General features: G+C 49.2%; 23 protein-coding genes. 16 read left to right on the top strand and 7 right to left on the bottom strand.

Annotated elements, in window-relative coordinates; all coding sequences use genetic code 11:
- Positions 1–26: 26 nt before the first annotated feature.
- The 3 genes from NST04_RS19750 to NST04_RS19740 are packed head-to-tail and all read left to right on the top strand — an operon-like array spanning position 27 to position 2404.
- Positions 27–1199, top strand: a complete 1173-nt coding sequence (locus NST04_RS19750) for an FAD-dependent oxidoreductase (protein ID WP_341185753.1) — start codon at positions 27–29, stop codon at positions 1197–1199.
- 55 nt (positions 1200–1254) lie between these two features.
- The gene (locus NST04_RS19745) at positions 1255–1941 is read left to right on the top strand and encodes a TetR/AcrR family transcriptional regulator (RefSeq protein WP_341185752.1); all 687 of its coding nucleotides are present in this window, start codon (positions 1255–1257) and stop codon (positions 1939–1941) included.
- Between the two features lie 37 nt (positions 1942–1978).
- Positions 1979–2404 (top strand): SRPBCC family protein, encoded by a 426-nt coding sequence (locus tag NST04_RS19740; RefSeq protein ID WP_341186803.1) that lies wholly within the window; start codon positions 1979–1981, stop codon positions 2402–2404.
- 77 nt (positions 2405–2481) lie between these two features.
- On the opposite strand, the gene NST04_RS19735 is transcribed toward NST04_RS19740, so the two are convergent.
- Positions 2482–2898 (bottom strand): VOC family protein, encoded by a 417-nt coding sequence (locus tag NST04_RS19735; protein WP_341185751.1) that lies wholly within the window; start codon positions 2896–2898, stop codon positions 2482–2484.
- Positions 2899–3140: 242 nt separating this feature from the next.
- Between NST04_RS19735 and NST04_RS19730 the strand changes: the two genes are divergently transcribed.
- Positions 3141–5423, top strand: coding sequence for an excinuclease ABC subunit UvrA (locus NST04_RS19730; protein ID WP_341186802.1), 2283 nt, complete (start codon positions 3141–3143; stop codon positions 5421–5423).
- Here the strand turns inward: NST04_RS19730 and NST04_RS19725 are convergent.
- A complete protein-coding gene (locus tag NST04_RS19725; RefSeq protein ID WP_341185750.1) occupies positions 5374–6027 on the bottom strand; it encodes a DUF2306 domain-containing protein in 654 nt (217 codons plus the stop codon). The genes NST04_RS19730 and NST04_RS19725 overlap by 50 nt on opposite strands.
- A gap of 19 nt (positions 6028–6046) precedes the next feature.
- Positions 6047–7087 (bottom strand): DJ-1/PfpI family protein, encoded by a 1041-nt coding sequence (locus NST04_RS19720; RefSeq protein WP_341185749.1) that lies wholly within the window; start codon positions 7085–7087, stop codon positions 6047–6049.
- 178 nt (positions 7088–7265) lie between these two features.
- Here NST04_RS19720 and NST04_RS19715 point away from each other — a divergent pair, with 178 nt between their 5' ends.
- The 9 genes from NST04_RS19715 (at position 7266) to NST04_RS19675 (ending at position 15395) form a co-directional block, all read left to right on the top strand.
- Positions 7266–7952: a response regulator transcription factor gene (locus NST04_RS19715; RefSeq protein ID WP_341185748.1), complete on the top strand. Its 687-nt coding sequence runs from the start codon at positions 7266–7268 to the stop codon at positions 7950–7952.
- 1 nt (position 7953) lies between these two features.
- Positions 7954–8616: an ATP-binding protein gene (locus tag NST04_RS19710; protein ID WP_341185747.1), complete on the top strand. Its 663-nt coding sequence runs from the start codon at positions 7954–7956 to the stop codon at positions 8614–8616.
- Positions 8617–8730: 114 nt separating this feature from the next.
- Positions 8731–9738, top strand: coding sequence for a LacI family DNA-binding transcriptional regulator (locus NST04_RS19705; RefSeq protein ID WP_341185746.1), 1008 nt, complete (start codon positions 8731–8733; stop codon positions 9736–9738).
- A 300-nt stretch (positions 9739–10038) separates the two neighbouring features.
- Positions 10039–10419: a hypothetical protein gene (locus NST04_RS19700; RefSeq protein ID WP_341185745.1), complete on the top strand. Its 381-nt coding sequence runs from the start codon at positions 10039–10041 to the stop codon at positions 10417–10419.
- A complete protein-coding gene (locus NST04_RS19695; RefSeq protein WP_341185744.1) occupies positions 10416–11429 on the top strand; it encodes a CehA/McbA family metallohydrolase in 1014 nt (337 codons plus the stop codon). Before NST04_RS19700 ends, NST04_RS19695 begins: the two co-directional genes overlap by 4 nt.
- A gap of 19 nt (positions 11430–11448) precedes the next feature.
- Positions 11449–12150 carry a glycerophosphodiester phosphodiesterase gene (locus NST04_RS19690; RefSeq protein ID WP_341185743.1) on the top strand — a complete coding sequence of 234 codons (702 nt, stop codon included), beginning with the start codon at positions 11449–11451 and terminating at the stop codon, positions 12148–12150.
- Entirely contained in the window at positions 12147–13064 is a 918-nt protein-coding gene (locus NST04_RS19685) for a carbohydrate ABC transporter permease (RefSeq protein ID WP_341185742.1), read from the top strand. Before NST04_RS19690 ends, NST04_RS19685 begins: the two co-directional genes overlap by 4 nt.
- A gap of 16 nt (positions 13065–13080) precedes the next feature.
- Entirely contained in the window at positions 13081–13926 is an 846-nt protein-coding gene (locus NST04_RS19680; RefSeq protein ID WP_341185741.1) for a carbohydrate ABC transporter permease, read from the top strand.
- A 65-nt stretch (positions 13927–13991) separates the two neighbouring features.
- Positions 13992–15395, top strand: coding sequence for an extracellular solute-binding protein (locus NST04_RS19675; RefSeq protein ID WP_341185740.1), 1404 nt, complete (start codon positions 13992–13994; stop codon positions 15393–15395).
- Positions 15396–15477: 82 nt separating this feature from the next.
- Here the strand turns inward: NST04_RS19675 and NST04_RS19670 are convergent, their stop codons facing one another.
- Entirely contained in the window at positions 15478–17220 is a 1743-nt protein-coding gene (locus tag NST04_RS19670) for a sensor histidine kinase (protein ID WP_341185739.1), read from the bottom strand.
- Positions 17221–17237: 17 nt separating this feature from the next.
- Complete coding sequence (locus NST04_RS19665) at positions 17238–17963, bottom strand: response regulator transcription factor (protein ID WP_341185738.1); 726 nt, start codon at positions 17961–17963, stop codon at positions 17238–17240.
- Between the two features lie 209 nt (positions 17964–18172).
- Between NST04_RS19665 and NST04_RS19660 the strand changes: the two genes are divergently transcribed.
- A complete protein-coding gene (locus NST04_RS19660) occupies positions 18173–19213 on the top strand; it encodes a M23 family metallopeptidase (protein ID WP_341185737.1) in 1041 nt (346 codons plus the stop codon).
- Positions 19214–19512: 299 nt separating this feature from the next.
- On the top strand, positions 19513–20292 hold the full coding sequence (locus NST04_RS19655) for an MBL fold metallo-hydrolase (protein WP_341185736.1): 780 nt from the start codon (positions 19513–19515) through the stop codon (positions 20290–20292).
- Positions 20293–20323: 31 nt separating this feature from the next.
- Here NST04_RS19655 and NST04_RS19650 read toward each other — a convergent pair whose 3' ends face one another.
- A complete protein-coding gene (locus NST04_RS19650; protein WP_341185735.1) occupies positions 20324–21925 on the bottom strand; it encodes a M4 family metallopeptidase in 1602 nt (533 codons plus the stop codon).
- A gap of 331 nt (positions 21926–22256) precedes the next feature.
- Positions 22257–22454, bottom strand: a complete 198-nt coding sequence (locus NST04_RS19645; protein WP_341185734.1) for a hypothetical protein — start codon at positions 22452–22454, stop codon at positions 22257–22259.
- A 222-nt stretch (positions 22455–22676) separates the two neighbouring features.
- Here NST04_RS19645 and NST04_RS19640 point away from each other — a divergent pair, with 222 nt between their 5' ends.
- The gene (locus tag NST04_RS19640; protein WP_341186801.1) at positions 22677–24041 is read left to right on the top strand and encodes an MFS transporter; all 1365 of its coding nucleotides are present in this window, start codon (positions 22677–22679) and stop codon (positions 24039–24041) included.
- The last annotated feature ends 29 nt before the right edge of the window (positions 24042–24070 follow it).

The following is a 24070-nucleotide window of genomic DNA, read 5'->3' as shown; positions in this document are numbered from 1 at the left end:
TTTCAACCAAAAGGAGATGTTTGTACATGACAACAAATAATTCTACAGAACAACGCCAGATCGCAATTATTGGAGGTGGACCAGGGGGTCTAACGCTTGCCCTGATTCTGCAGCAGCATGGTATTTCCTCGACGATTTACGAACGTGAGCACGAGGACCTGAGCCATGAACGCGGAGGCTCGTTAGATATCCATGAAGAATCCGGGCAGCTAGCGTTGAAGGAAGCCGGATTATATGAAGCTTTTCTGCAGGCAGCACGGTTTGAGGGCGAAGACTTCCGGCTCATGGATAAGATGGGGAACATATACCTGGATGAAGTGGCCGACGATGAGAGCGCGGAAGGGCAGAGACGCCCGGAGATTGACCGCGGTGTGCTTTGTGACTTGCTGTTAAACAAATTAGATCCGTCTACCATACAGTATGGTTATAAACTGGAGAAGGCTGTATCCCTTGGGGAGGGTAAAACGGAGCTTCATTTTGAGAATGGACATACCGCTGTGGCTGATCTTGTCATTGGTGCAGACGGTGCCTTTTCCCGCGTTCGTCCTCTGCTTACGGATACAGATGTGGAATATTCAGGTCTGACTATGCTGGAGCTTAACGTTATTGCCGCCGATCACCCGGATCTGGCCGCCTTCAATGCACGCGGCAAAATGTTCGCACTGGACGATCATAAAGGGATTCTGGGCCAGTTGAACGGCAACGGACGGATCAAAGTATATGCGAGCTTCAAGGTAGAGCGGGACTGGTTAGACGAAATTCGAAATGATAAGCCACAGGAGATAAAGGCAAAGCTGCTTGAGCTGTTTCACGATTGGAGTGAACCGCTCAAGAATTATATCCGGTATGCAGAAGATGCGGTTGTGCCCAGACGGATCTACATGCTGCCAGTCGGATTTCGCTGGGAACGCAGCGCTGGTGTCACGTTGATTGGAGATGCAGCGCATGTAATGTCTCCTTTTGCCGGAGAAGGGGTGAATCTTGCCATGCTGGATGCGCTGGAGCTGGCTCTGGCCATAGTAAGGAACAAGGAAATATCTGTGGCGATTGAAGAATATGAGGAGAAAATGTTCCAGTATGCCTCAGAGAAAGCAGATGTGTCTAACGAAAATCTCATCCTCAGCTTCTCAGAGAATGCGGCTCCCAAGTTTGCAGCTCTCATGCAATCTTATCAAGACCTGTACGAGCAGCAAGGCTGATGTTATCTTCCGCGGGTGTATTTACTATTGGCTTCCGGCATGTTATAAGAAAAGTATGATGAAACCTAAACGTGAAATTGTGAGCCGCCGCAACCGGCCAGCCAAAGAACCCCTCAGTCATGAAATTATTATCAAGACCGCGTATCAGCTGCTGAAGCAGGAAGGGACCTCCGGCATGAGTATGAGGAAGGTTGCGAAGCAACTGGACACCGGACCTTCCTCCCTGTATGTGTATGTTAAAAATCTGCAGGAATTGAGTTCTTATGTGCTTGACCTGGGTCTCGGTGAGTTGAACCTGCCGGAGCTTACGGACGATAACTGGAAGGAGCAGTTATTTCAAGCACTCCATGCTTATGCAGAGCTGCTTATCGGGCAGCCCGGATTAGCTGAGCTGTCACTACAGACGATTCCTATTGGGAATAATGCTTTTCGTCTGAATGAGTATTTACTTACCGTCCTGCAGAAGGGCGGAATCACCTCTACGGCCGCTGCCTGGGGAACGGACCTGTTGCTCCTGTATGTGTCTTCTATTGCGTTGGAGAAGGCGAAGAGAGCAAGTGAGTTGATGGAAACCGCCCAAAGTTACTATAATGAAGCAGATCCGGTTCGTTTTCCGTTGATGAATAGTCTGAAGACCGATTTATTCTCGGGGGATACCGCCTCCAAGGAGAGGTTCTTCTGGGCCATTGAGGTGATACTCCAGGGGATATTGCATAAGCAGTTGGGAGACAATGGTAAGTAACCGAGCGACGAAGATCATGAGAGAGGTGTCTATTGAAATGGAAGAGAACCAACCGACGAAAGTAACCGTACAAACCGTGGTACAAGCCCCTATCGAGAAGGTATGGCGGTACTGGACCGAGCCGGAGCACATCACGAAGTGGAATCAGGCGTCCGAGGACTGGCATGCGCCAAGAGCCGAGAACAATCTGCGGCCTGGCGGTACCTTTCTGACACGGATGGAAGCGAAGGATGGCAGCATGGGCTTTGATTTTGGCGGCGTATACGATGTCGTGAATCAGCATGAGGTGATCAGCTATACCATAGAAGACGGAAGAAGAGTGGAGATTACGTTCGTCGATCAAGGAAATGAGACAAAGGTCATTGAAACGTTCGATGCGGAAAACGCCAATCCCGTTGAGCTCCAGCAAGCAGGCTGGCAAGCGATCATGGACAATTTCAAAGCCTATACAGAGCACAACTAACTACCAAAGAAGACGCCGGGGAAGATGCCCGGCGTCTTTTTTTTGAAATCCGAGTACGAGTATACTCTTTGTTACCCTCAACCCTGTGCCGCATCCATGTTCATATAGTTAACCGCCCACAGATGGCCGTCCAAATCCACAAAGCCCCAATGATACATGAACCCATGATCTTCAGGTTCAGCGTGCAACTTCCCGCCTAAGGAGAGTGCGGTGTTCACGATTTCATCGACCTTGCCCCGGCTCTCGAATTCCAAAGCAATTGTCATCTGCGCATACTTACTCGTATCAACAGCTTCCTTCTCCGTGAGAGTATGAAAGAAGGCTTGATCGATCAGCATGACCTGCAGGTTGTCGCCGATCAAGAGGGCTACCGAAGTCTCATTATCTGGATATTGCGGATTGAACTCAAATCCAAGTCCGGTGAAGAACGCTTTCGATTGTGCTACGTTTTTTACAGGCAGGTTGAGGCTCGTGAATGCGGACGTTAATGCCATTAGCAAAACACCTCTTTGTCAAATATTTTCAAATATTTCTCATGATTATACCACATCAAAGTTCATCTAAAAGAAGAAGAACAGGCACATTAAAATATGTCATTAGATGTCATGATTAAGTTTTATAATGATATTAGATTAGAGAGAGGAGCAATAAATCATGAGCAGAAGAATCATATTAGACTTGGCAGTAACCTTGAATGATTTCTCCTCCGGACTTGATCAGCTTATATACCATTGGGATGGTGAGCTTGGTGCACGCTAATGATATTGTCATTAAAGGCGCGAGAGAGAATAATCTGAAAAACGTGAATGTCCGTATCCCGAAACGAAAAATCACGATCTTCACTGGCGTCTCAGGTTCAGGCAAATCTTCGCTGGTCTTCGACACCATCAGTGTCGAAGCTCAGCGGCAGCTTAATGAGACGTTCTCCGCATACATCCGCAACCGGATGCCCAGGTATAGTCAGCCAGACGCCGATCTCATTGAGAACTTGTCTACAGCCGTTGTCATCGATCAGAAAAGACTCGGTGGCAACTCCCGTTCAACGGTTGGCACGATCACGGATATCTATGCGATGCTCCGGCTGCTGTTCTCCAGAATCGGCAAACCGCAGATCGGCAATTCGCATGTATTCTCCTTTAACGACCCGGCCGGTATGTGCTTGGAGTGCTCCGGAGTGGGACAAGTGGTGCAGTTCGATGTAGAGAACCTGCTTGACAGGTCCAAGTCGCTGAATGATGGCGCGATCCTGTTCCCCGCTTTCAAAGTGGGGGGCTGGTTGTGGAATACCTATGCCCAATCCGGACTGTTCGACAACGATAAGCAGCTCGCTGACTACACACAGGAAGAAATGGATATCCTCCTGCATGGCAGAGAGAGCAAGATCGTCTACAACACCAAAGGCGGAGCCATCGAATCGGATTACGAAGGCCTGCTGTCCAAGCTCACACGCCTGTATCTGAAGCGGGACAGCAGCGAGCTGTCCGAAGCCAAACGTGAATCCATTGACCGGTTCTTGTCCTACAGTGAATGCAGCCTGTGTAAGGGCAGCCGGCTTAATCAGGAAGCCTTAGGCTGCCGGATTAACGGATACAACATCGCAGAGTGTGCGGAAATGGAGATTGGCGGGCTTATTCGTATAGTCGAAGCCGTTCAGGACCCCGTTGCCGGTCCCATGAAGGAGGGAATCCTGACCCGGTTGAATCATCTGGTCTCGATCGGGCTGGAGTATCTCAGTCTGGACCGGCAGACCTCAACGTTGTCGGGCGGGGAGTCGCAACGTATTAAGATGGTACGCCATCTAAGCAGCAGTCTTACCGACATGATCTATATTTTTGACGAGCCAAGCGTCGGGCTGCATCCGCGGGATGTTCATCGTCTGAACGGCATGCTGCGCCAGCTCCGGGACAAAGGGAATACGGTACTTGTTGTTGAACATGACCGCGAGGTGATGGAAATCGCCGATTATATTATTGATGTAGGACCTCATGCAGGTGCCCGTGGGGGTACAATCGTCTATGATGGTGACTTTGCAGGCTTACTCCGTGCGGATACGTTAACAGGACGGTACTTGAAGCAAAGTCTGCCCTTAAAGACATCTGTCAGAGTGCCAAAGGGACAAATGAGCATAGCCTGCACCAGCCTGCACAATCTGAATGAGATAAGCGTTGATATCCCTGTTGGAGTACTGACTGTGGTAACGGGAGTTGCCGGCTCAGGCAAAAGTACGCTGATAAACGGAGCCTTCCTGCCCTCACATCCGGAAGCCATCGTCATTGATCAGTCGGCTGCGGGCACATCCATCCGCTCTAATCCGGCTACCTACACGGGAATAATGGACGATATCCGCCGGCTGTTCGCGACCGCCAACAAGGTAAGCGCTTCCCTGTTCAGCTTCAATTCCAAGGGAGCCTGTGCCAACTGTCAGGGTCTAGGCATGATCTACACAGATCTAGCGTTTCTTGAGCCCATACGGACGACTTGTGAAGTGTGTGCGGGCAGACGGTTCAGTGATGAAGTATTGGCATACAAGCTGAATGGACAATCTATCAGCGACGTCCTTGCAATGACGGTACGGGAAGCTTCGGAGTTCTTCAGCAAGAAGGAGCTGCTCCGCAAGCTGCAGACGCTGGAGGATGTAGGGCTTGGATACGTAACGTTAGGCCAGCCCTTGAGCACCTTGTCGGGCGGTGAATGCCAACGTATCAAGCTGGCTGAGGAGCTTCACAAGGAGGGCAGCCTCTATGTTATGGACGAGCCGACAACCGGACTGCATATGTCCGATATCTCTGGTCTGATGGACATCATGAATCGCCTGGTCGACGGGGGCAACTCCGTGGTGGTCATCGAACATAATCTGGATGTAATCAAGAGTGCAGACTGGATTATTGACATGGGTCCCGAGGGCGGACACCGGGGTGGGCACATCGTATTCGAGGGCACACCTGCCCAGCTTGCCGCTGCTGAACATTCTATAACGGGAACGTATCTGCGGAAGGCTTTCCATTCTGATTTATTCTGATAATGATCTCAGGAATAACTAGCAGCAGCGCTATTGAGCCATACACACCGATGGTGTAGCTAATAGGGTAACCGTACCCGATTCCCTGATGAAACAGGGAGGTAATGAGATGGATCAACATGTTCGTGAAGCAAAAAGCGTAACTGCGAATCATCCAGTGGCGGTGTTGGCTGATTCTTTTCCTCTTAATTTGAACGAGCGCCGTAATGGTGATCACCAGCCAGAGCAGATTCAGCAAATTGAATCCTATACTGCTTATTCTGCCGCCTGTTGCGTAAGGGGCCATATATCCGGAAGTTAGCACGACCAGCAGAACGGAGATGATGTATACATAGCCGTTGATGCGATGCAGCCTGCGGCTTTTTTTAAATATCCGATTCGAAAAGTTAATCAACCCCGATGCCATAGCCACACAAGCGAATGCAACATGAACATACATGACATTCAGCCAAACCGGGAGATTGAGTTCGCGCTTCAGCCCGGTCTTATGGCTTAAAAATCCCGAAGCCCCTGGATCGATCCAATAGTTTTTCACCAAGGTGTGTAGTATAAATAGAATGCTGACACAAGCCAGCAATAGATATAACGATTTGCTTTTCTTCATCCGTTCGCAACTCCCTAAGCTAGGAAATTCGCTTTCCTGTTAATTTGGATGCAGGCAGAAGACCCGCTTTTGCAATACCAAGGATTTGATTTCCATTAACACCAACTTCAAATTTGAGATTCAAGCGCATCGGTTTGGTAATTCGCAGTGACCAGCTCAGCTTGTTATCTTGGAGCACCGGGTTCATAAACTCGCTGGTCTCATCTCCTTGCGTCGCCGTGCCGTAGATCTTATTGTTTCTTGTGGAGATGGAGAGCTTGACCCCCAGCTTCCCGATGGGCGTAGCGAGCGTAGTATCCCAATTTCCATCAAAAAGCGATGCCCGCGTGTTATTGCTTTGTAGCGTGCCGGACGCGGGGTTCATCGCTGTTTTGTTCACCGTGGTGCTTAGTTCATCGCTTGCCGGTGAGTTATTTACGCTTGGATTTATGCCGGTATCCTTCCAAACTGTGCCTCTACGTTCATACTCGAATAATTGTTCAACCGCGTGCGCGATACGGGGCCCAAGCTCCCGCTCCACCAGATATAGTGCTACATCCAGTCCTGAAGTTACGCCGCCGCCGGTCACCAGATTGCCGTCGTCCACAACGCGAGCCGGGACGGGAACTGCACCCGTTGCACCAAGTAAGTCCATGCCCAGATGATTCGTTACCGCCGGTCTGCCTTCCAGAAGGCCGCCCATGGCAAGCACCAGTGAACCGCCGCAGACGGTAGCGATTATCCTGTCGTCGTGCTGGAGAGCCTGCCCGATCATGCCGGTCAATTCGGTCTCCATGGCCCGGCGCAGAAGAACCGGAACCGAATCGGGCCCATCCCCCTCGGCATCCCCGGACGCGCCAGGTACGAGAATGATGCCCGCCCGTTCCGGGTCCAGTCTGCTGCTGGCTTCAATCCTCAACCCGTTAATGCCGCTAGGCACAGATCTCGGTCCCTCGGCGGTGACCAATTCTACATGTAACGAATTCTCAGCATACATAGCGGCAGCACAGAAGACCTCGTAAGGGGCTATCGCATCCAGAAGGTCGAAGCCGTCAAACAGCACAATTTGAACATTAAGCATCTATAAATCCTCCTTGACTATAATTTCACTATTGGCCATAGCAGAAGCATACCAAACGAATATCTCAAACAAAGCTGCAAAAAGGTCACAAAAGTATAAACAAATCATCACAATCCATAAGCACACGTTAGTTCCTGCCAAAAAAATGATAAACTATGAAAGCAAAGGTGGGATAAACGTGAGCGGATCAAAGACGATTCTGGTGGTAGACGATGACCCGGATATTGTTGAATTATTAAGAGACTTTCTGGAGAATGACAACTTTCAAGTGATAACCGCTTGCGGAACCGATCAGGCGTGGGACATTTTTAAGGAAAACCCGGTGCATGGTATCGTTCTTGACATTATGATGCCGGGACAAAACGGCTTTGAGTTTTGCCGCCGGATTCGCGGGGAGAGCCAGGTTCCGATCCTCTTCTTGAGTGCCCGCAGCGATGATGTGGATAAGATTCGTGGTCTGACGCTCGGAGGCGATGATTACATCGTCAAAACGGCTTCGCCGGGAGAGATCGTAGCCAGAGTGAAAGCCGTATTACGGCGTTCCGCTTCCCCGCAGCCAATGGACGACAGAGTCCTGGATTACGGGCGCATCCGGTTAAACCTGTCCACAAGAGAAGTAGAAGTGGATGGAAATATTGTCGCGCTCACACCCAAGGAATATGAATTACTGCGATTTTTTGCCGAACACCCGAGACATGTATTTTCCTATGAACAATTACTGGCGAATTTCTGGAACGGGGTCGGCGACCGGCATACCATTCGGGTCCATCTTAGCCGGCTGCGTGAGAAAATCGAAGCGGATCCGAACCAGCCCCTATTCCTGGTCAACGTATGGGGCGTAGGGTATCGCTTTGAGGGAGGGTAATATGAGGTCAATCCGCATTCGTACGTTTACTATGCTGTGCTTCTGTTTTATCCTCATGTTGCCGTGGATCTTCTATGTGATTGCCCACTTTATGGAAACCAAGACACTCAGCTTCGAGCAAGGCCGGCTGCCGAGCGAGACCCTGCAGCGCAATATATCGGAAATAACGCAGCGAATTGAACAGGGCACAGACCGGTGGACCGACCCGGCTTGGCAAAACCAATTGTTTTCCGCGCTGGATGAAGCAAACATCGATGTGCTTATTCAATCCGCAGCAGGACAGGACATTTATCGTTCCAATCCCGAGCGGCATGGCTCCAAGCGGTCAACCGAGCGTTTCTCCGTCATCGAGGAGGGTCAATTGCTGGGAAGGGTTATTCTGTACTACCCTCAATCCAATCCAATTCAAGTGATGGCGGCTTTTGCCGGACTGCTGCTTGCGCTCTTTGTTGTCGGAATGGAAATGAGGCTTGAGCGTGTTTTTGAACCCCTATACCGCGGGGAAGCATCCAGAAGCCGTTCAACCGGCGGCAGCGGATTAGGCTTAACCATTTCACAAAGGATTATCAGGCAGCACGGAGGCGGACTTGCCGCAAGCAATCATCCGGAAGGCGGAGCAATGCTTGAAGGATGGTTACCTGCAGCAGCGTTCAAGCAACAATAATCGTTAACACAGGCCTTACACTTCGCAATGCAACAGTCTGTATAATGGGTGATATGAAATCTCTAGGCAGTTGTATGAATCATCCGTACCGACCTTGCTAAGGAGTGAAATCGCATGAGCGCAAGAATTAAAGATGTAGCTGAACGGGCCGGTGTATCTGTTACTAGTGTGTCCCGGGTTCTGAATAGTGAGAAATATATTAGCCAGAAGATTCTGGATAAGGTGAATCAGGCGATCAAGGAATTGAACTACACCCCAAGCCAGATTGCCCGCAGTTTAAAAAAGCAGAAAACGGATACCATTGGTGTCATCGTTCCCGATCTGACAAATTATTTCTGCTCAACAATATTAAGCATTATTGAAGAGAGTGCCAGTGAGTATGGCTATAATCTGATCGTCTGCAATATTGCCGAGAATCTGGATAAGGAATTGAAGTATCTGCACGCCCTGCAGGAGATGAGGGTAGACGGGATCATCATCATGCACCAAAAGGTTGACGAACGGATCCTGTCTTTTATAGAATGTGCCGCTATGCCAATCTTATTTTCTTGTGTCCGCTCTCCGCTGCAGGGCAGGTTCTCAGTGCTAATTAATGACTATCAGGCGGCGCTGGATGCCACGGAATATCTCATCGGATTAGGCCATCGCCGGATTGCCTTCCTGGGCGGAGATCTGGAGGATATAACGGCTGGCTACAGCCGGTATCAAGGATATTTGGATGCGCTGAGCAAATCCGCTATTCCGCTTAATCCCGATTTTATCAGGTTCGGCAACTATAAGCAGGAGAGCGGACGATTAATGATGCAGGAACTGTTAGAGCAGCAAGAGCGGCCTACTGTTGTTTTTGCCGTCAGTGACGATATGGCAGTAGGCGCGATGAACTGTATCCTTGATTACGGGCTTCGCATTCCTGAAGATATCTCTGTCATGGGATTTGACGACAGTCTCTTCGCCGAAGCCGTGAGGCCCATGCTTACTTCAATGCAGCAGCCTGTCCGGGAGCTCGGAAGAACTTCACTTGAATATCTGCACAATTTAATTCAAAACGGGAGTCAAAATGGCTGTAAAGAAGTATACCTGCCGCACCGGATCATGGAGCGGGCCAGTTGCCGCAGAATATAATCTGAAACCAATGTATAAGCTCATCGAAGCTAAAGCCCCACTTTGTGGGGTTATTTTTTTTGTAAATTATCAATTAAGCCCCCAACTTACTTTTAATATAAATAGGCTGGAAAGAAGGATTTCTATTAACAAGCAGTGAGTATGCTAGTGAAAGATTAATTTCAGGTATCGATACCATATAGGTGATTAAAGGGGAAAGAGGTACAGGCTATGCATAAAGATATCATTTGGGTTCAGGGAAAAATCACGCCGAGCAGCTCTAAAACGCATATTGTATACCAGTTTCATTTGGAGCATTCTATGACTTCCTTGGAGATTGACTTCGGTTATGCCCCCAAACAATTCTTGGATCGGGAAGCATCGAAGCCGTTGATATTAGAGGCGATTGAGAGATACTCCGAACCGGCTTCGGCCGAACTGCATAAGAGACAGTGGGAGAATTACTACCCCTTGCAGAATCTGCTGACCTTATCGCTGGACAGCCCCTCGGGCTTCCGCGGTTCTGCACACCGGCATGCTCCAGAGCAGAAGCATATCATCTGTCCGGATTGGAGCAAGACTTCTCCCGGCTTCATCGCCGGAGATGTTCCCGCTGGCGTATGGAAGGTAACCATCAGTGTACATTGTGTGGTTACACCGGATTGCAGCTATGAATTAACCGTGAGGGGGACCGGCAGATGAGATGGCTTCCATTCGAGCTTCACACCCACACGCCGCACAGTGACGGGACACATTCTCTGCTGGAGATGTGCCGGACAGCCTCAGAGCTGGGAATTGCAGGTATTGCGCTTACAGATCATAACACTGTATCGGGACTGGCCGATGCCGAAGCCGTTAGCAGGCAGACAGGCATCACGATCATTCCCGGCATGGAATGGACGACGTTCTACGGCCATATGCTGACCCTTGGGGCTCCGTACTGTGAATGGAGAGATCTCGGCCCGCACGATATTCATAAGGGCATATCGCGTGTTCATGAGCAGGGAGGCATCGTGGGCATTGCCCATCCCTACAGCTTAGGCAGTCCGATCTGTACAGGCTGCCACTGGGATTACACAATAAGTGACTGGAATCAGATTGATTATATCGAGGTATGGCATGAGATGATGCCTTCTATGAAAAATCATAATGTACCGGCATTTAAACAATGGACCGGTTTGTTAAACGAAGGCTACAGGATATCCGCTACTGCCGGCCGGGATTGGCACAGATCTGAGCCTGAGGACAAGCTGGCAGCATATACGTATATTGGTCTTCCTGATAGACCTATGCAACGATCAATTGCTGACATTATTGCGGCAATCAGGCAGGGGCAGCTCTGTCTGAGCATGGGTCCGTTACTGGAGGTCAGCCTCTCTCTTGGAAATGAGCGATACGGGCTTGGAGATCAAGTTCCCCTCGCTACCGTTGATACCTCTGCCATTGCCGGATTAACTGTACAGATTACACGTTCAACCCAGCCGGAGCGTCCTTGGGGAGCAGAGGAGGGGAACTGGATCATCGTAGATTCCAATCAGGGGGAACTCGCCAGATTACCAGCCTCTGAACATAACGGACGGCCTATTATGCTGCCTACAGAAGGGTTAATGTGGCTGCGGGTACGGCTTTTTGGCATCATCGACGGTGTTCTGACAACAATAGCCTGCACCAATCCGATTTATTTCTCAAACGGACTTCTGGAGGAAGAATAATACAAAAGGAGGGAATGCTGTGCAATACCCGAAACTGATTGCCCATACAGGCTGCGAGAGTACAAGCTACAATTCGCTTGCCTCCTGCGAAGCCGGGATAAAGGCGGGGGCATCGATTATAGAAGTGGATGTGCGTGTAACCAAAGATCATGTTGCTGTTCTCCTGCATGATGATCAGCCCCCTGTCAGCCGCTTGAACTATGAGCAGCTATTAGGGTCAGGCGAGGAGCCGGAGACACTGAACCGGATACTGACAAGGTTCAGTCAGCTTCCTGCCGCTTTTAATCTGGATCTTAAAACAGAACAGGCGGCGCAAGCCGCCATAGCCGAAGTAACAGCCACCTCTACCTGGAGTAAGGTATGGTTCACCGGAGCTACAAGACTGATAGCAGAATCCGGTTATCCGGGACATGTAATCTGGAATTTGCCTGATGAGCTCTCTGAGCTGGATGAAGCAACCTACCGGGAGCAAGCGGAAGAGCTGTGCCGGCGGGCAGCTGAAGCGAAGTTCGGGGGGATAAATGTTCAATATGAAGGCTGCCGGCCTCATATGGTGCAGCAGGCCCATCTTCACGGGCTGCAGGTTTGGATATATACCTTACCCTATGATCTGGAATTGTTCTATACCTATGTGAATATGGGGGTAGATGCCATTACTGTTTATGAGGTCACCAAGTATGTTCATGCAGGGAGGGATAAGTACCCTTGTCCGACCATATGACAAAAGCTACGACACTAGGAGTCTTAGACCGGAAACTTCTGCGTAACCGCAACAAAATAATCCGGAGGCAGCCTACACTGGCCTGGTACCTGTTTCTCCTGCCCACCTTGATTGGCATTGCGGTGTTTATGATCTACCCGCTGGCAGAGTCACTACGGCTTAGTTTTACCAAGGGGGCTGACGAGCATTACGTTGGACTTGAGAATTACGCCAGTGTACTAGAGTCAGGCACCTTTTGGTATTCCGTATATAACACGCTCTACATTACCGTCTTCCAGCTTCTGATTGCCATACCGGTTGGTTTCATCATTGCTTGTCTGATCAACAATTTACGCCGTGGCGCCAACTTCTTTAAAGTATTGTTTTATCTGCCCAATGTCACTTCTATTGTCGCAGCAGCCACCGTTTTTCTGGCCGTTCTTCATCCGGATGGGCCGCTCAACTATGTGCTGCAATTGCTGGGATTCGAGAAGATAGTCTGGCTGTCACAGCCTCTCTCTGCCAAGTGGGGCGCGATCATCCTTTCAGTCTGGCATTGGTTAGGCTTTGTTATCATCATTAATCTGGCTAATCTGCAGGCCATATCAAGCGATTACTATGAAGCAGCCTCCATAGACGGGGCTTCGCGATTCAGACAATGGCAGTATATCACCCTGCCGAATATGCTTGGAAGTCTGACTGTTCTGTTCATTATTGGCTGGATCGGCGGCCTTCAGCGGTTCTCTGACGCTTATATGCTCGGCGGACTGCAGGGTAGTCCGGCCCGGTCGCTGCATACTGTAGTCGGTTTTATCTTCGAGCGGGGGTTCGGCGGTAACGAATATGGCCTGGCCTCGGCTGCGTCCTATATTTTGTTTTTCTTTATTCTTGTGTTCACTTACATCAATACCAAGGTCACGAAAATGAAAATATAGGAGGGAAACCTGTGACATGTTGAGCGCAACAGGAAAAAACAAACTGTTGAGTGGACTGCTGTTCCTGCTCCTGCTTGGATTGGGTGCGTTGATGTTGTATCCCTTTCTATGGATGGTAAGCGTCAGCCTGGAAAGAAGCAGCAATATTGCCGTCCCGTTTCCTCCCCGGTTAATTCCAGAGCAGTTCTCCCTATTCAACTATAAGCTGGTATTCGAGAATGGGGTTCTGTTCAAGACCTATGCCAACTCTGCAATGATTGCATTGTTTAGCGTCATCCTCAGCGTGTCTTCTGCCTTGCTGGCCGGTTACGCCTTTTCCAGAGGGGAATTCAGAGGGAAAAAGCTTTTATATTTCGCAGTGCTGGCTACCATGATGATTCCATTTGAAGCCAGACTGATTCCAATGTTCACGATGTTCAATGATCTTGGAATGATCAATACGAAATACCCCCTGATCTTCCCGGCAATCATTAATGCGCTTGGCATCGTGCTGGTGAAGCAGTATTTTGACCGTCTCCCTGAAGGGCTGCGCGAATCTGCAAAGATTGATGGAGCCAATGAATTCACCATTTTTGTGCGGATATTTGCTCCCCTTACGGGACCGATTACAGCGACATTGGCCATTTTGGCCTTCCAGGATAGCTGGAATTCCTTTCTTTGGCCGCTTGTTGTTATCAACGATCAGGACATGAAGACCGTACCCTTGTTTCTATCCAGCTTTTCTTCCGAAAATGGCAGCAGGCTGGTAGGCGTTACGATGGCTACTGCAGCCATGAGTATCCTGCCGATCGTACTGGTGTTTCTATTTTTACAAAAATACATCATTCGCAGCATTGCCCTCAGCGGCTTAAAGGGGGAGTGATCACCGGAACAAGCAAGGTCCAGTGTAATAAATTTATAAAAAAAATGGAGTAGAGGGAGCTAACCATGTCTAATAAATCAACCTTGAAGATGACAGGAACGCTGCTGCTGGCGTCCACTATGATTTTGAGTGCATGTAATAACGGGAATTCGAATCAGACAGTGAAGGCAAACACTGAACCGGCTGCAACAGAAGGCGCAAGCAATGCAGTGCCTGCTGCTGAGAAACCAACAGGAACACTGAAGGTGCAGCTCGTAGGCGATTTCTCGTTGGAGGACAAGACCGATCCAATCTCCGGCAAAACCTCTAAAGGTGTAAAAGTGCTTAAAGAGGAGTTCGAGAAGCAGTATCCTGATACATCCGTCGAGTTTGTACTTATGGGTTGGGATAACTATAACGAGAAAACTCAGACGATGCTTCAGTCTGGAGCAGCAGATGTATATCAAGTCCCGGGGATTACCACTTTTGTGGAACAGGGGTTGCTGGAGCCGCTGCAGCCGTATATTGATAAGGACAGCTATGATCTAGGGAAATACTTGAATGGACAGGTGGAAGGCTGGAAGGTAATGGGACCCGATGATCAGGAGCCGCAGATTTATGGCCTTCCGTTTATCGGCGATGCCCGGGTAATTGTATATGACCGTCAACTGTTTGACGATTGGGGAGTGGACTATCTGTCCGAGTCGCCGACCATCGAGGAAGTCCTGGACAAGGCCTCCAAGATGACAGGCAAGAATCCCAAAACAGGAGAGCAGAACTATGGTCTGACCTTTAAGGGGAGCGATGCTGCCGATTCGGTAATGAACATCAATGAATCGCTCGGCGGGCAATGGGGCACAGGTTTTCTGTGGAAGGATATGAAGCTGGAATTCAATAGTGCTACTATGGTGCAGGCCCTTGATTTAATGAAGGATGCGATAAAGTATGCACCCGAGGGTGTAATGGCCGGACAAGGTGCCGAAAATTTCCTGACTGAAAAAAACAATATTGCGATCAATCTGCGTGAATCCCCGGGGTTTATTAATAACCTGGCTAACCTTGGGCTGGAGGACCGTTACGAGGCTGCCTTGTTATTCAAAAATCAGAAAACTGGAATGGGTGGTATGTTCGCGGGAAGTCCGTTTGCCATTGGAGCCTCCAGCAGTAATAAGGACCTGGCTTGGGAATGGCTGAAATTCAGCGGAAGTGAATTCTTCCAGCAATATATGTGGGAGGAACAGCGTTCACAGAGTATGCCTGTTATTAAGGCGGCAGAGAACTGGTCTTCTGTGCAGGAGATTAGACAGATGGACACCATTGTGAAGCAAATGGGCCAGTTATGGACACCACGTTATCCATACCGGTCCGGTCAGCCGCGCTATATTCTATCTGAGAATGTGGAGCGTGTCCTGTTAGGTGAGCTGAGTTCAGCCGATGCGCTGAAGAAAGCACAGGAGGAAGCCACTAAGTGGCTGGCAGGTCAGCAGTAATCAGCTAATCATCAAAGAAGACGCCTGGGCAGATGCCCGGCGTCTTTCTTTTGAAACCTTGATGGCTGTCCAAGTCTCCTGATTATATCACCCTCGAACGGGCATCCCATATCAAACGTATTTCCGTTCCCTCTTCGGGACTGGAGCGAACCTCAATTCGCCCTTGCATCGCCTCGATCAGCCCTTTGGTTACCGCCATGCCCAGGCCTGAGCCGACATCGGGTGCCGCTGTATCTGTGCCGCGATAGTATCGTTCGAACAGCTTCCACACCGTCTCCTGATCCATCCCGCGTCCATTATCGGCAAATTTAACGATGAACTCGCCCGCCCCTGTGCCTACCTGCACACTTACGATCAGCTGCGCGTCCGGCGGATTATGGAGCAGGGCGTTGGCGGTCAGATTATCAACGATCCGTTCAAAGGAGGGAATGTGTACATGTCCCAGTACCTCCGCCGGGGCAGGCTGGAACGTAATGCGGCCCTCTCCATAAGCCGGGTTACGTTCAGCACGCTGTACCAAATCCTGAAGCAGGGCATTGATATCCGTTAACTCAATAGGGGGCTGGTACCCGCCACTGCGCAGACGATAGGTCATGGCCAGGTCGCTTACCAGCCTGTCCATGTACATCGATTTGTCCAGCATAATGCCAGCGAATTCGCGTACTTCATTAGAAGCCCACTCGTATTTCTCTGCTTCCAGCATATGTGCATAACCCTGGAGAGAGGATAGGGGTGTTTTTAAATCATGGGTGATTCCAGCAATCCATTCCTCCCGCAGAGAGTCGGTCTGTTTGCGGAGTTCCTTATCCTGTTTCAGGGTATCGGATAACGTCTGTATAGAATGTAACACTTCCGTATATACCCGATAGTTCCGCCGCCATTTCCCGTTTTTCTTCCGGCTAAGCGGCCTGCCGCGGGGGCCGGCCGGCTCCTCATATTGTCCGCGTTCAAGCCGCTGCAGCCATTGGAGCATATGGAGCATGGGATAACCGAACAGGTTGGCATACCAGACAGCAAGCAGGATCAGCAAGCCGATAATGGATACCAGAAGTGCAATCATGGCAGGTCCAAAAATAAACCCGAAGGGGTTCACGTTGCTCCCCGCCGGATTGCCCGCAAGAGGAACACTCAGCATCCAGGTGGAATGGTTCTGCTCATCATAGCTGGTCACTGTAGTCATTCCATACCGGGAGGGGTAGCGTGTACGCAGAATCAGGTCCTGGATGCTGTAGCTGTCCGGGATGCCGCTTGCGGGTTTGTTGAAAGAAGCCATCTCCTGTCCTTGTTCGTCCAAAATCTGAAGATAGGCATCCGCCGCGCGGATGATGTCCTGCTGTCCGGACGCCAGTTCAAGCTTGTTATTGGCATAACGTCCCCCGTTATATGCTTGATCCAGCATGGTTACGGCCTGGTTGTTCTCTCCGTACAGCAGGGTGAAATTGATCCCTTGTCGTTCCCGGATAAGCAGATATAGCTCGTAGGGAAAGGGCTTTTTTCCTTGCCAATAGGATATAAGCTCTCCAGATTTATAGTGATCCGGCACATCGGGAGGGGTATGGAAAGCATCCAGCACACGGCCCTGCTCATCGAGAATCTGAAGCCAGCCGTTGTTCTCTTCGATTCGCTTCAGCAGTTCGGGATCATACTTAACACTGCCGTCCGGCAAAATATCGGCTGTACTGATTAGCTGGTCGAGCCCGACAGTGGCAAAATCTTCAACCAGGTTAGCCTCATTCAACTGCTGAATGACCCAGTAAGCTATACTTCCGCCGATAACCAGGATCAGGACCACTGTACCCGCAAGCAAGCCAATGAACCTCGTCATCAATCTGCGTCTTACACTCATCGCCCAGGCACCATGCCGGACTGAATGAGCTTATACCCTAGCCCGCGAACGTTCACCAATCGTTCAGGGTTGGACGGATCAGCCTCAATACGCTCGCGAATCCGGTGAATATGTACCATGACGGTGTTGTCATCCGAAATGGCCTCCGATCCCCATACCCGCTCATACAATTCCGCCTTGGTGAAGATACGATTAGGATGTTTGCAAAAGAATAGCAGTAACTGGTATACCAGAGCAGGGCAATACACCAGTTGACCTTCTACTCTGAGTTCACCGGCTGGCTCAATGACCTGAAAGCGTCCAAAATCATAGATTCCTTCCTGTGGCAGTCTTTCTGCTTCTGTCTGTCTGGGCAAATATCGTCTCAGCAGGGATTTGATCCGTGCAACTACTTCCAGCGGGTTAAAGGGTTTAACGACATAATCGTCTCCGCCAACCGCGAAGCCGGTCAGCTTGTCGTAATCGGTTGTTTTTGCAGTCAGAAAGAGAATAGGGGCATCGGTCATTTGACGCAGGAAAGGGCAGATTTCCAGCCCGCTTCGGCCTGGAAGCATCACGTCCAGCACGATGCAGTGATAGGTTTTCTTTTTACATGCAGCAATCGCATCTTCACCGCTAGTGACCGTATCGATATCCAGGAATTGCTCTTTGAGCAATACCGTTCGGAGCATATGCAGAATCGCCTGTTCATCATCAACAAGCAGGATTGATACTTCATCCATGACGAAATAGAACCTCCCAGCTTTTTATATAGGTATCATACCATTCTGCAGCACTGTGCTGCGTGCCGGCAACCTTAACGGATGCTTAATTTTGGAGAACCAGCACGCCGCAAAGTTAAGATAGACGTAAGAGTAGGTTAGACGGCAGGTAAGATTGATTTCGTACACTGAACTAGAAAAATACCGTTCTGGCAAAGGAGTGCAGGGAAATGACTAGAGTATATTCGAAAAGCTGGAAGGGGCTTGCTGCAGCGCTTGGTACGTGTGTGATGTTGTCTGCCTGCGGCACCTCGAAATCAGCTGAACCGCAAGAACAATTACCAGTTACACAAACAGCCACTGCTGCCCCATCAGAGGAAGCTGCGAAGGGAGCCGGGGAGGCCGCAAAGATTACACCTGACAATTTCATGGATACCTTAATGAATGGACCGAAGGAGGACATTTACAAGCAGATGAGTCCGGAGCTACAGAAAATCATAACGCTTGACGAATTCAAGACGACTGCCGATAGCTTTATGGAAGGCGTTACTTCATGGAACAAGGTTACGGAAGTTAAACTGAACAAGCTGGTTGATCGTTCGTGGAAGGATCAGAGTGGGACTAAGGGGATTCAGGCCTCTTTTGCTGAAGATCACCAAATTGTGGGGCTCCTTATTCAGCCGCTTGAAACACATGAAGCAACGGATAAGGCGTTGACCAAAACTGAATTCCAGTTTCCGCTGAAGGGCGAATGGTTTGTGTTCTGGGGCGGGAATGATGTGTTATCCAACTATCATTATGCTCATGAAACCCAGCGTTACGCTCTCGACATTATCCGCACTCAGAATGAGGCAAGCTATCAAGGAGAGGGAAAGGACAACGAGGACTATTATGCTTTTGGTGAACCGCTCTATGCAGCAGCAGATGGCAAGGTGGTTGAAGTCAAAAATAACATCCCGGATAACACGCCGGGCGTGATGAACGCTGAAGAACCGGAAGGGAATGTTGTGGTCATTGATCATGGAAACGGGGAGCACAGCATCACAGCACATCTCAAGAAAGGCAGTGTAGCCGTCAAAAAAGGGGATACCGTTAAGCAGGGAGATCTCGTCGGACATCTCGGTAATTCAGGGAATTCCAGCGAAGCACACTTGCATTTTCAGGTATCGGACGGGCCAGACATCTTCACCTCCCGTTCGGTTCAGATCCGTTGGTCCGATCAGAGTCAGAAGCTGACACGGGGGAATACTTTTCAGGGACTGCCCGATTAATTGCGTCAGTTTTTGCCGTTCCAAGTAACGTGCATGTGCTTCGGCCTTCCCAAGCGCAAACTGCGCGCTGTCGTGGTCAAAGTAAATAGGTGCTGCTGCGCCGAGGGATGGGTCCCATGCTTCACTGCCAGTACATTTATAAAAAATCCTGCAAATGTGCAACATTGCTACTCCTTACAAGTGGCCGGTTATAGATGGCACCAGCATCCTTCACCCGCAGGTGAGTGACTATAGATCATGGACAATTTTATAGCCTATACCGAGCACAATTAACAATCAAAAGAAAGACGCCCGGGAAGATGGAAGATACCCGGCGTTTTTCTTTCAAGAGTGAAAATAGTGTTGACTTGCGGCTTCCTTTAAGGAATATAATATACCTACTTATAGGAAAGGAAGATGAAGGAATGTCCATGTCTCGGCCGAATACCGGAATTAAAGCAATAGAGCTTCGAATGGGATCTTTTATTGTATATCCGACATTGTTGTGGGATGAACGGAATCTTGTACTTGTGGATACTGGCATTCCCGGGCAATTGGATAAGATTCGAATGTTGCTTGAAAGGGAAGGCTTTGGACTAGATCAGCTGACGCATATCATCATTACGCATCAAGACAGCGATCACATTGGCAGTCTGCCGGAGCTAGTTCAGGCCAGGGGGAACGAGTTGACGGTGCTCGCACATGAGGAGACTGTACCCTATTTGACGGGAGCCATTCCGCTTGTTAGAGGTAGAACTTTTGCACCGTCCGTGCACGTTCATACGGCACTTAAGGATCGAGACATTCTGCCCCTGGCCGGTGGCATTCAAGCCGTTTTCACCCCAGGACACACGCCAGATCATATGTCGCTCTATCATATCCCGACGCAAACGTTAATTGCCGGCGATGCATTAAACTCAAAGGATGATAAGCTCCTGCCCTTCGACAACTATTACACGTTGGATCATTCTACTGCGCTGAAGTCGATTGCCAAGCTGCTAGAGCTGGATATTAAAAAAGTGATCACCTATCATGGTAACGAAGCTACTCATCGAATTAAGGAAAGTCTCCAGGAAATAGTAAATACAACAGGCCAATGATCTTGAGGATCATTGGCCTGTTATTCTGTTCTTAGTAGACGCCTACCGCATTGTAAGCTTTAGTTACAGCAGTTACTTGAGCCGAGCCTGCTCCAAACAATTCAGTAGCCGATTGAATGATTGCTGTACGTGCAGCAGAGAAATTAGATGAGGTTGTAAGGTAATATACAAGTGCATTGTAATAGATTTGAACAGCATCCTCACGGCCGATACCTGTGACCGTTACACCGTTAAACGTACCGCCCTGAGCAGCCAGATAGAAGGCTTTGTTATTGATGCCGCTGTTCGTATGCACACCGCCTTCGTCAGCGGTGCCGGTATAACGGTCGCTGTATTTGTCAGGCTGGCCGTACAATGGCGGATTAGCCAGTGAGCGTAGTGCGTCCCCCGCTATGCCCGGTGTATAGATTTTATCACCAATCAGCCAGTTCGCACCTTCAATTGAATTTCCGATGATGTCGGAGAAGGACTCATTGAGTGCCCCTGGTTCTCCGTAGTATTCAAGATTGGATGTTTTCTCAGTCACGCCATGCGTCAACTCATGGCCTATCACATCCAAATCACCGGACAGCAGAGTAAAGGTAGACCCATCCCCATCACCGAAAACAATCTGCGCACCATTCCAAAAAGCGTTGTTATAGGAAGTGTAGTAATGGACGGTTGAACGGATCTGCAGTCCGTTGTTGTCCAGGCTGTTGCGGCCGAAATGCTGGAGATAATAATCATAGGTTCTCTCAGCATAGGTGTGGGCATCTACAGGGGCTTTGTCTGTCCAGATATTGTTAGTGCTGGTTAAGAGCGTCCCCGGAAGAGAGGTCTTGTTCTTGGCGGTATAGGTCACAATGCCCTTGCCGCGGGTGCTGTCGTAGAGCTGGTAGGTTGAACCCGAGAGACGTGTCTCGAACGTTTTGGTATCTCCAAATACTCCAGTACCCGTACCCGTCAGGTTCTCTAAGATATTATATTTGAACACTACGCTGCCATTCTCTGCAGAAATGAAGTACCGTATCCGCAAAGGCTCGGGTTCCAGAACGTTCACTTCTGTTTTATAGACTAATTGAGGTTCTCCGTCAACGATAAAATAATACAAATCCGCTGTAGGAGTAACTTGGGGCTCACCAAGCGGTCCATGCTCCAGCGTAGCATCCTGACCGGCTGCCAGGATGGCATCTGCTCCGGATATGGTTTGGAGTTGAATCAGCGGCTGCGGAATGGTCTGGTAGACATCTTCAACTACACTTCCCAGCAGGGAGGTAACATTGCCGGCTTTGTCGATATGCAGGGTCTGATCGGCTCCATATACCGGAATCCCCGAGATATACTGGCTTAACCGGTAATGCTGGCTGCCTGTTTTGCTGTTTGTTTCTTGCTCTGTGATTTTAAATTTCCCCCGAATGTCCCCCTTAGCCGAAAGATGCAGGTTCACTTTAACACTTTCAAGATATCCCCATACCTTGTCCTCAGAAGCGGAGTCTGCTGGGGTTTTCCAGGCTTGGTCCGTAATTGAAATAGGAGAAGAGCCTGAGAAGAGCTCTACAGGATTACTCTCATTGTTTTCAGCGGCACTGCCCATCGAGGCAAAGGACCCAAGCGCTACAACCCCTGCAAAAAGTGTAACTACAGTCTTTTTCATAATCATTACTCCTCCGATCAAATTGGTTGGTTTAAAGTTGTGCCTGTGCACTTACTCAAGCTGCGATCTGAGGTGCAAGGACTACGGCGGCAAACAACCCTAATGTACGGAGGGAAAGTGTGGAGACGGCAAGACCCCTTTCATGAAATTTACAACTACATCCTTGTTCACAGAGCCTCAATTTGGATATTTATGTTAAGAATGTAATTACAGTGTTTTCAGTATATTCAGGTTTTTGCATATCAACTATGATCAGAATCACAATTAATGCAATAAAATGAGTGAACAATAATTGCGCAACAAGCAGTTATACATGCAAAGTAAATTTTACTTAGGGAATCAAGAGATTGGAGAGCGGTTGTTCAGCCAGGGGAATTTTCACAGCCATGCCGGTCATCAGGTGCTTACACGTTACATTGCCAAGACGGAATTTCTGCTCGGCCTGAGTATAGTCTGGACAAATACAAGGCGATGATTGATGAATTTCTGCACCGTGGGGAAACCCGCTGATTCTATAGCCGTGACTCATTCTTGCAAGCCGCCTTTGGCGGTTTTTTTGTTAGTTAAAAACCCTTTATGTTATTCATACTTTTTAAACATTAACCTTTACAAAGTAGAAAGGGTATTGTATATTTAGATCATAAAAAGGGTATTTTTACCATTACACTTAACTATTATGGAGGTGTAGGAGACAAACAACAATCAGATTGGGATTTTTGACAGGCAGCACAGGGCGTTGACGATTGGTATTATGCTGGTTCTAACCACCGTAGCTTTCGAGGGGCTGGCTATTACGACAATTGCTGCGAGAATGGCACAAAGCTTGCAGGGTATTCATTCATACGGTTGGATTTTCAGCGCATTTTTGTTATCTCAGCTGATTGGAACCTTGGTTATCGGTCAAATGGTTGACAAGCGCGGCGTTTTCACCTCGTTGCTCGTGTCGTTTAGTATTTTTGTGCTTGGAACTGTGGTTGCGGCTGTTTCTTTTGATATGCACATGCTTATTGCAGGAAGAGCCCTTCAAGGTTTTGGGGCGGGAGCTCTGATCACATGCATTTATACCTGTGTAACGTTGCATTATTCGGATGCTCTGCGCACTCAGATTTTAGCGGCATTCTCCATGGCATTTGTCCTGCCTTCCTTAATAGGACCTTACCTGGCAGGCCTTATTGCCTCCTATATGTCATGGCGATTTGTTTTCTGGATGGTTGTACCCCTGATTGGATTGGCATTGAGTCTCACCTTCCGCTCTTTCCGTGAACTGCAACTTCGGCAAGTACTGACGGGTCCAGCCCCAAAGGCAGACTCGAAGACTCTTCATGCAATCCTGCTTACCATTGGAACGGGGCTACTACTCACAGGACTCGGTATGATAACCGATTGGACAGGAATTGTACTCACTCTAGGTGGTTTAATCGTCATGATCCCACCCATGCGGATACTGCTGCCTAAGGGCTCTTTTGCGGTAAAAAAAGGATTGCCTGCTACATTGGTTTCCAGGGGGCTGTATGTGGCTTGTTATTTTACAACGGAGAGTTTTGTGATTTTGGCGCTAACCGAAGTAAAGGGCTTATCAGCAGATCTTGCCGGCCTCATTGTCGCAGCAGGTTCCTTGAGTTGGTCCGCCGCAGCGTGGTTGCAGGCGAAGCTTGATGTACGAGATCAAGGTTATGGCCGAAAACGCAGAGTTATGGTAGGTATCGGGATTATGATCGCTGGGACTGTACTTGTGATCCTGGCCCTTATGCTGTCGGAAGGTGGAATCATACTCGTCTTACTCTCGCAAATGATTACCGGCTTCGGTGTTGGATTGGCTAATCCTACGACCGCAGCCATTGCTCTACAACATGCGGCGCCCGGGAAAGAGGGAGAAATGTCTTCGAATCTGCAGTTTGTGGATTCCTTTTATATGGGCGTAAGCATAGGAGTGGGCGGCGCTCTAATCGCCTTATCCGATACTTTACAGTGGGGCATATCGACAGGAGTGGTGATAGTGTTAACACTCCAATTACTATGGGTCTTATTAAGTTTCTTGGCATCTCTACGTATTACCGAACTCGTTCATCAAGAACATCATCCGATCAGCCAGTCGAAAGAGAACCTTCCCATGTAAAGGATGACCATCGCGTAGCTACATACATC

The organism is Paenibacillus sp. FSL H7-0756 (genome assembly GCF_038006765.1).
Lineage (GTDB): Bacteria > Bacillota > Bacilli > Paenibacillales > Paenibacillaceae > Paenibacillus_AQ.
The sequence above is the reverse complement of the archived record's forward strand: the minus strand, read 5'-3'. Positions and strand labels throughout refer to the sequence as shown.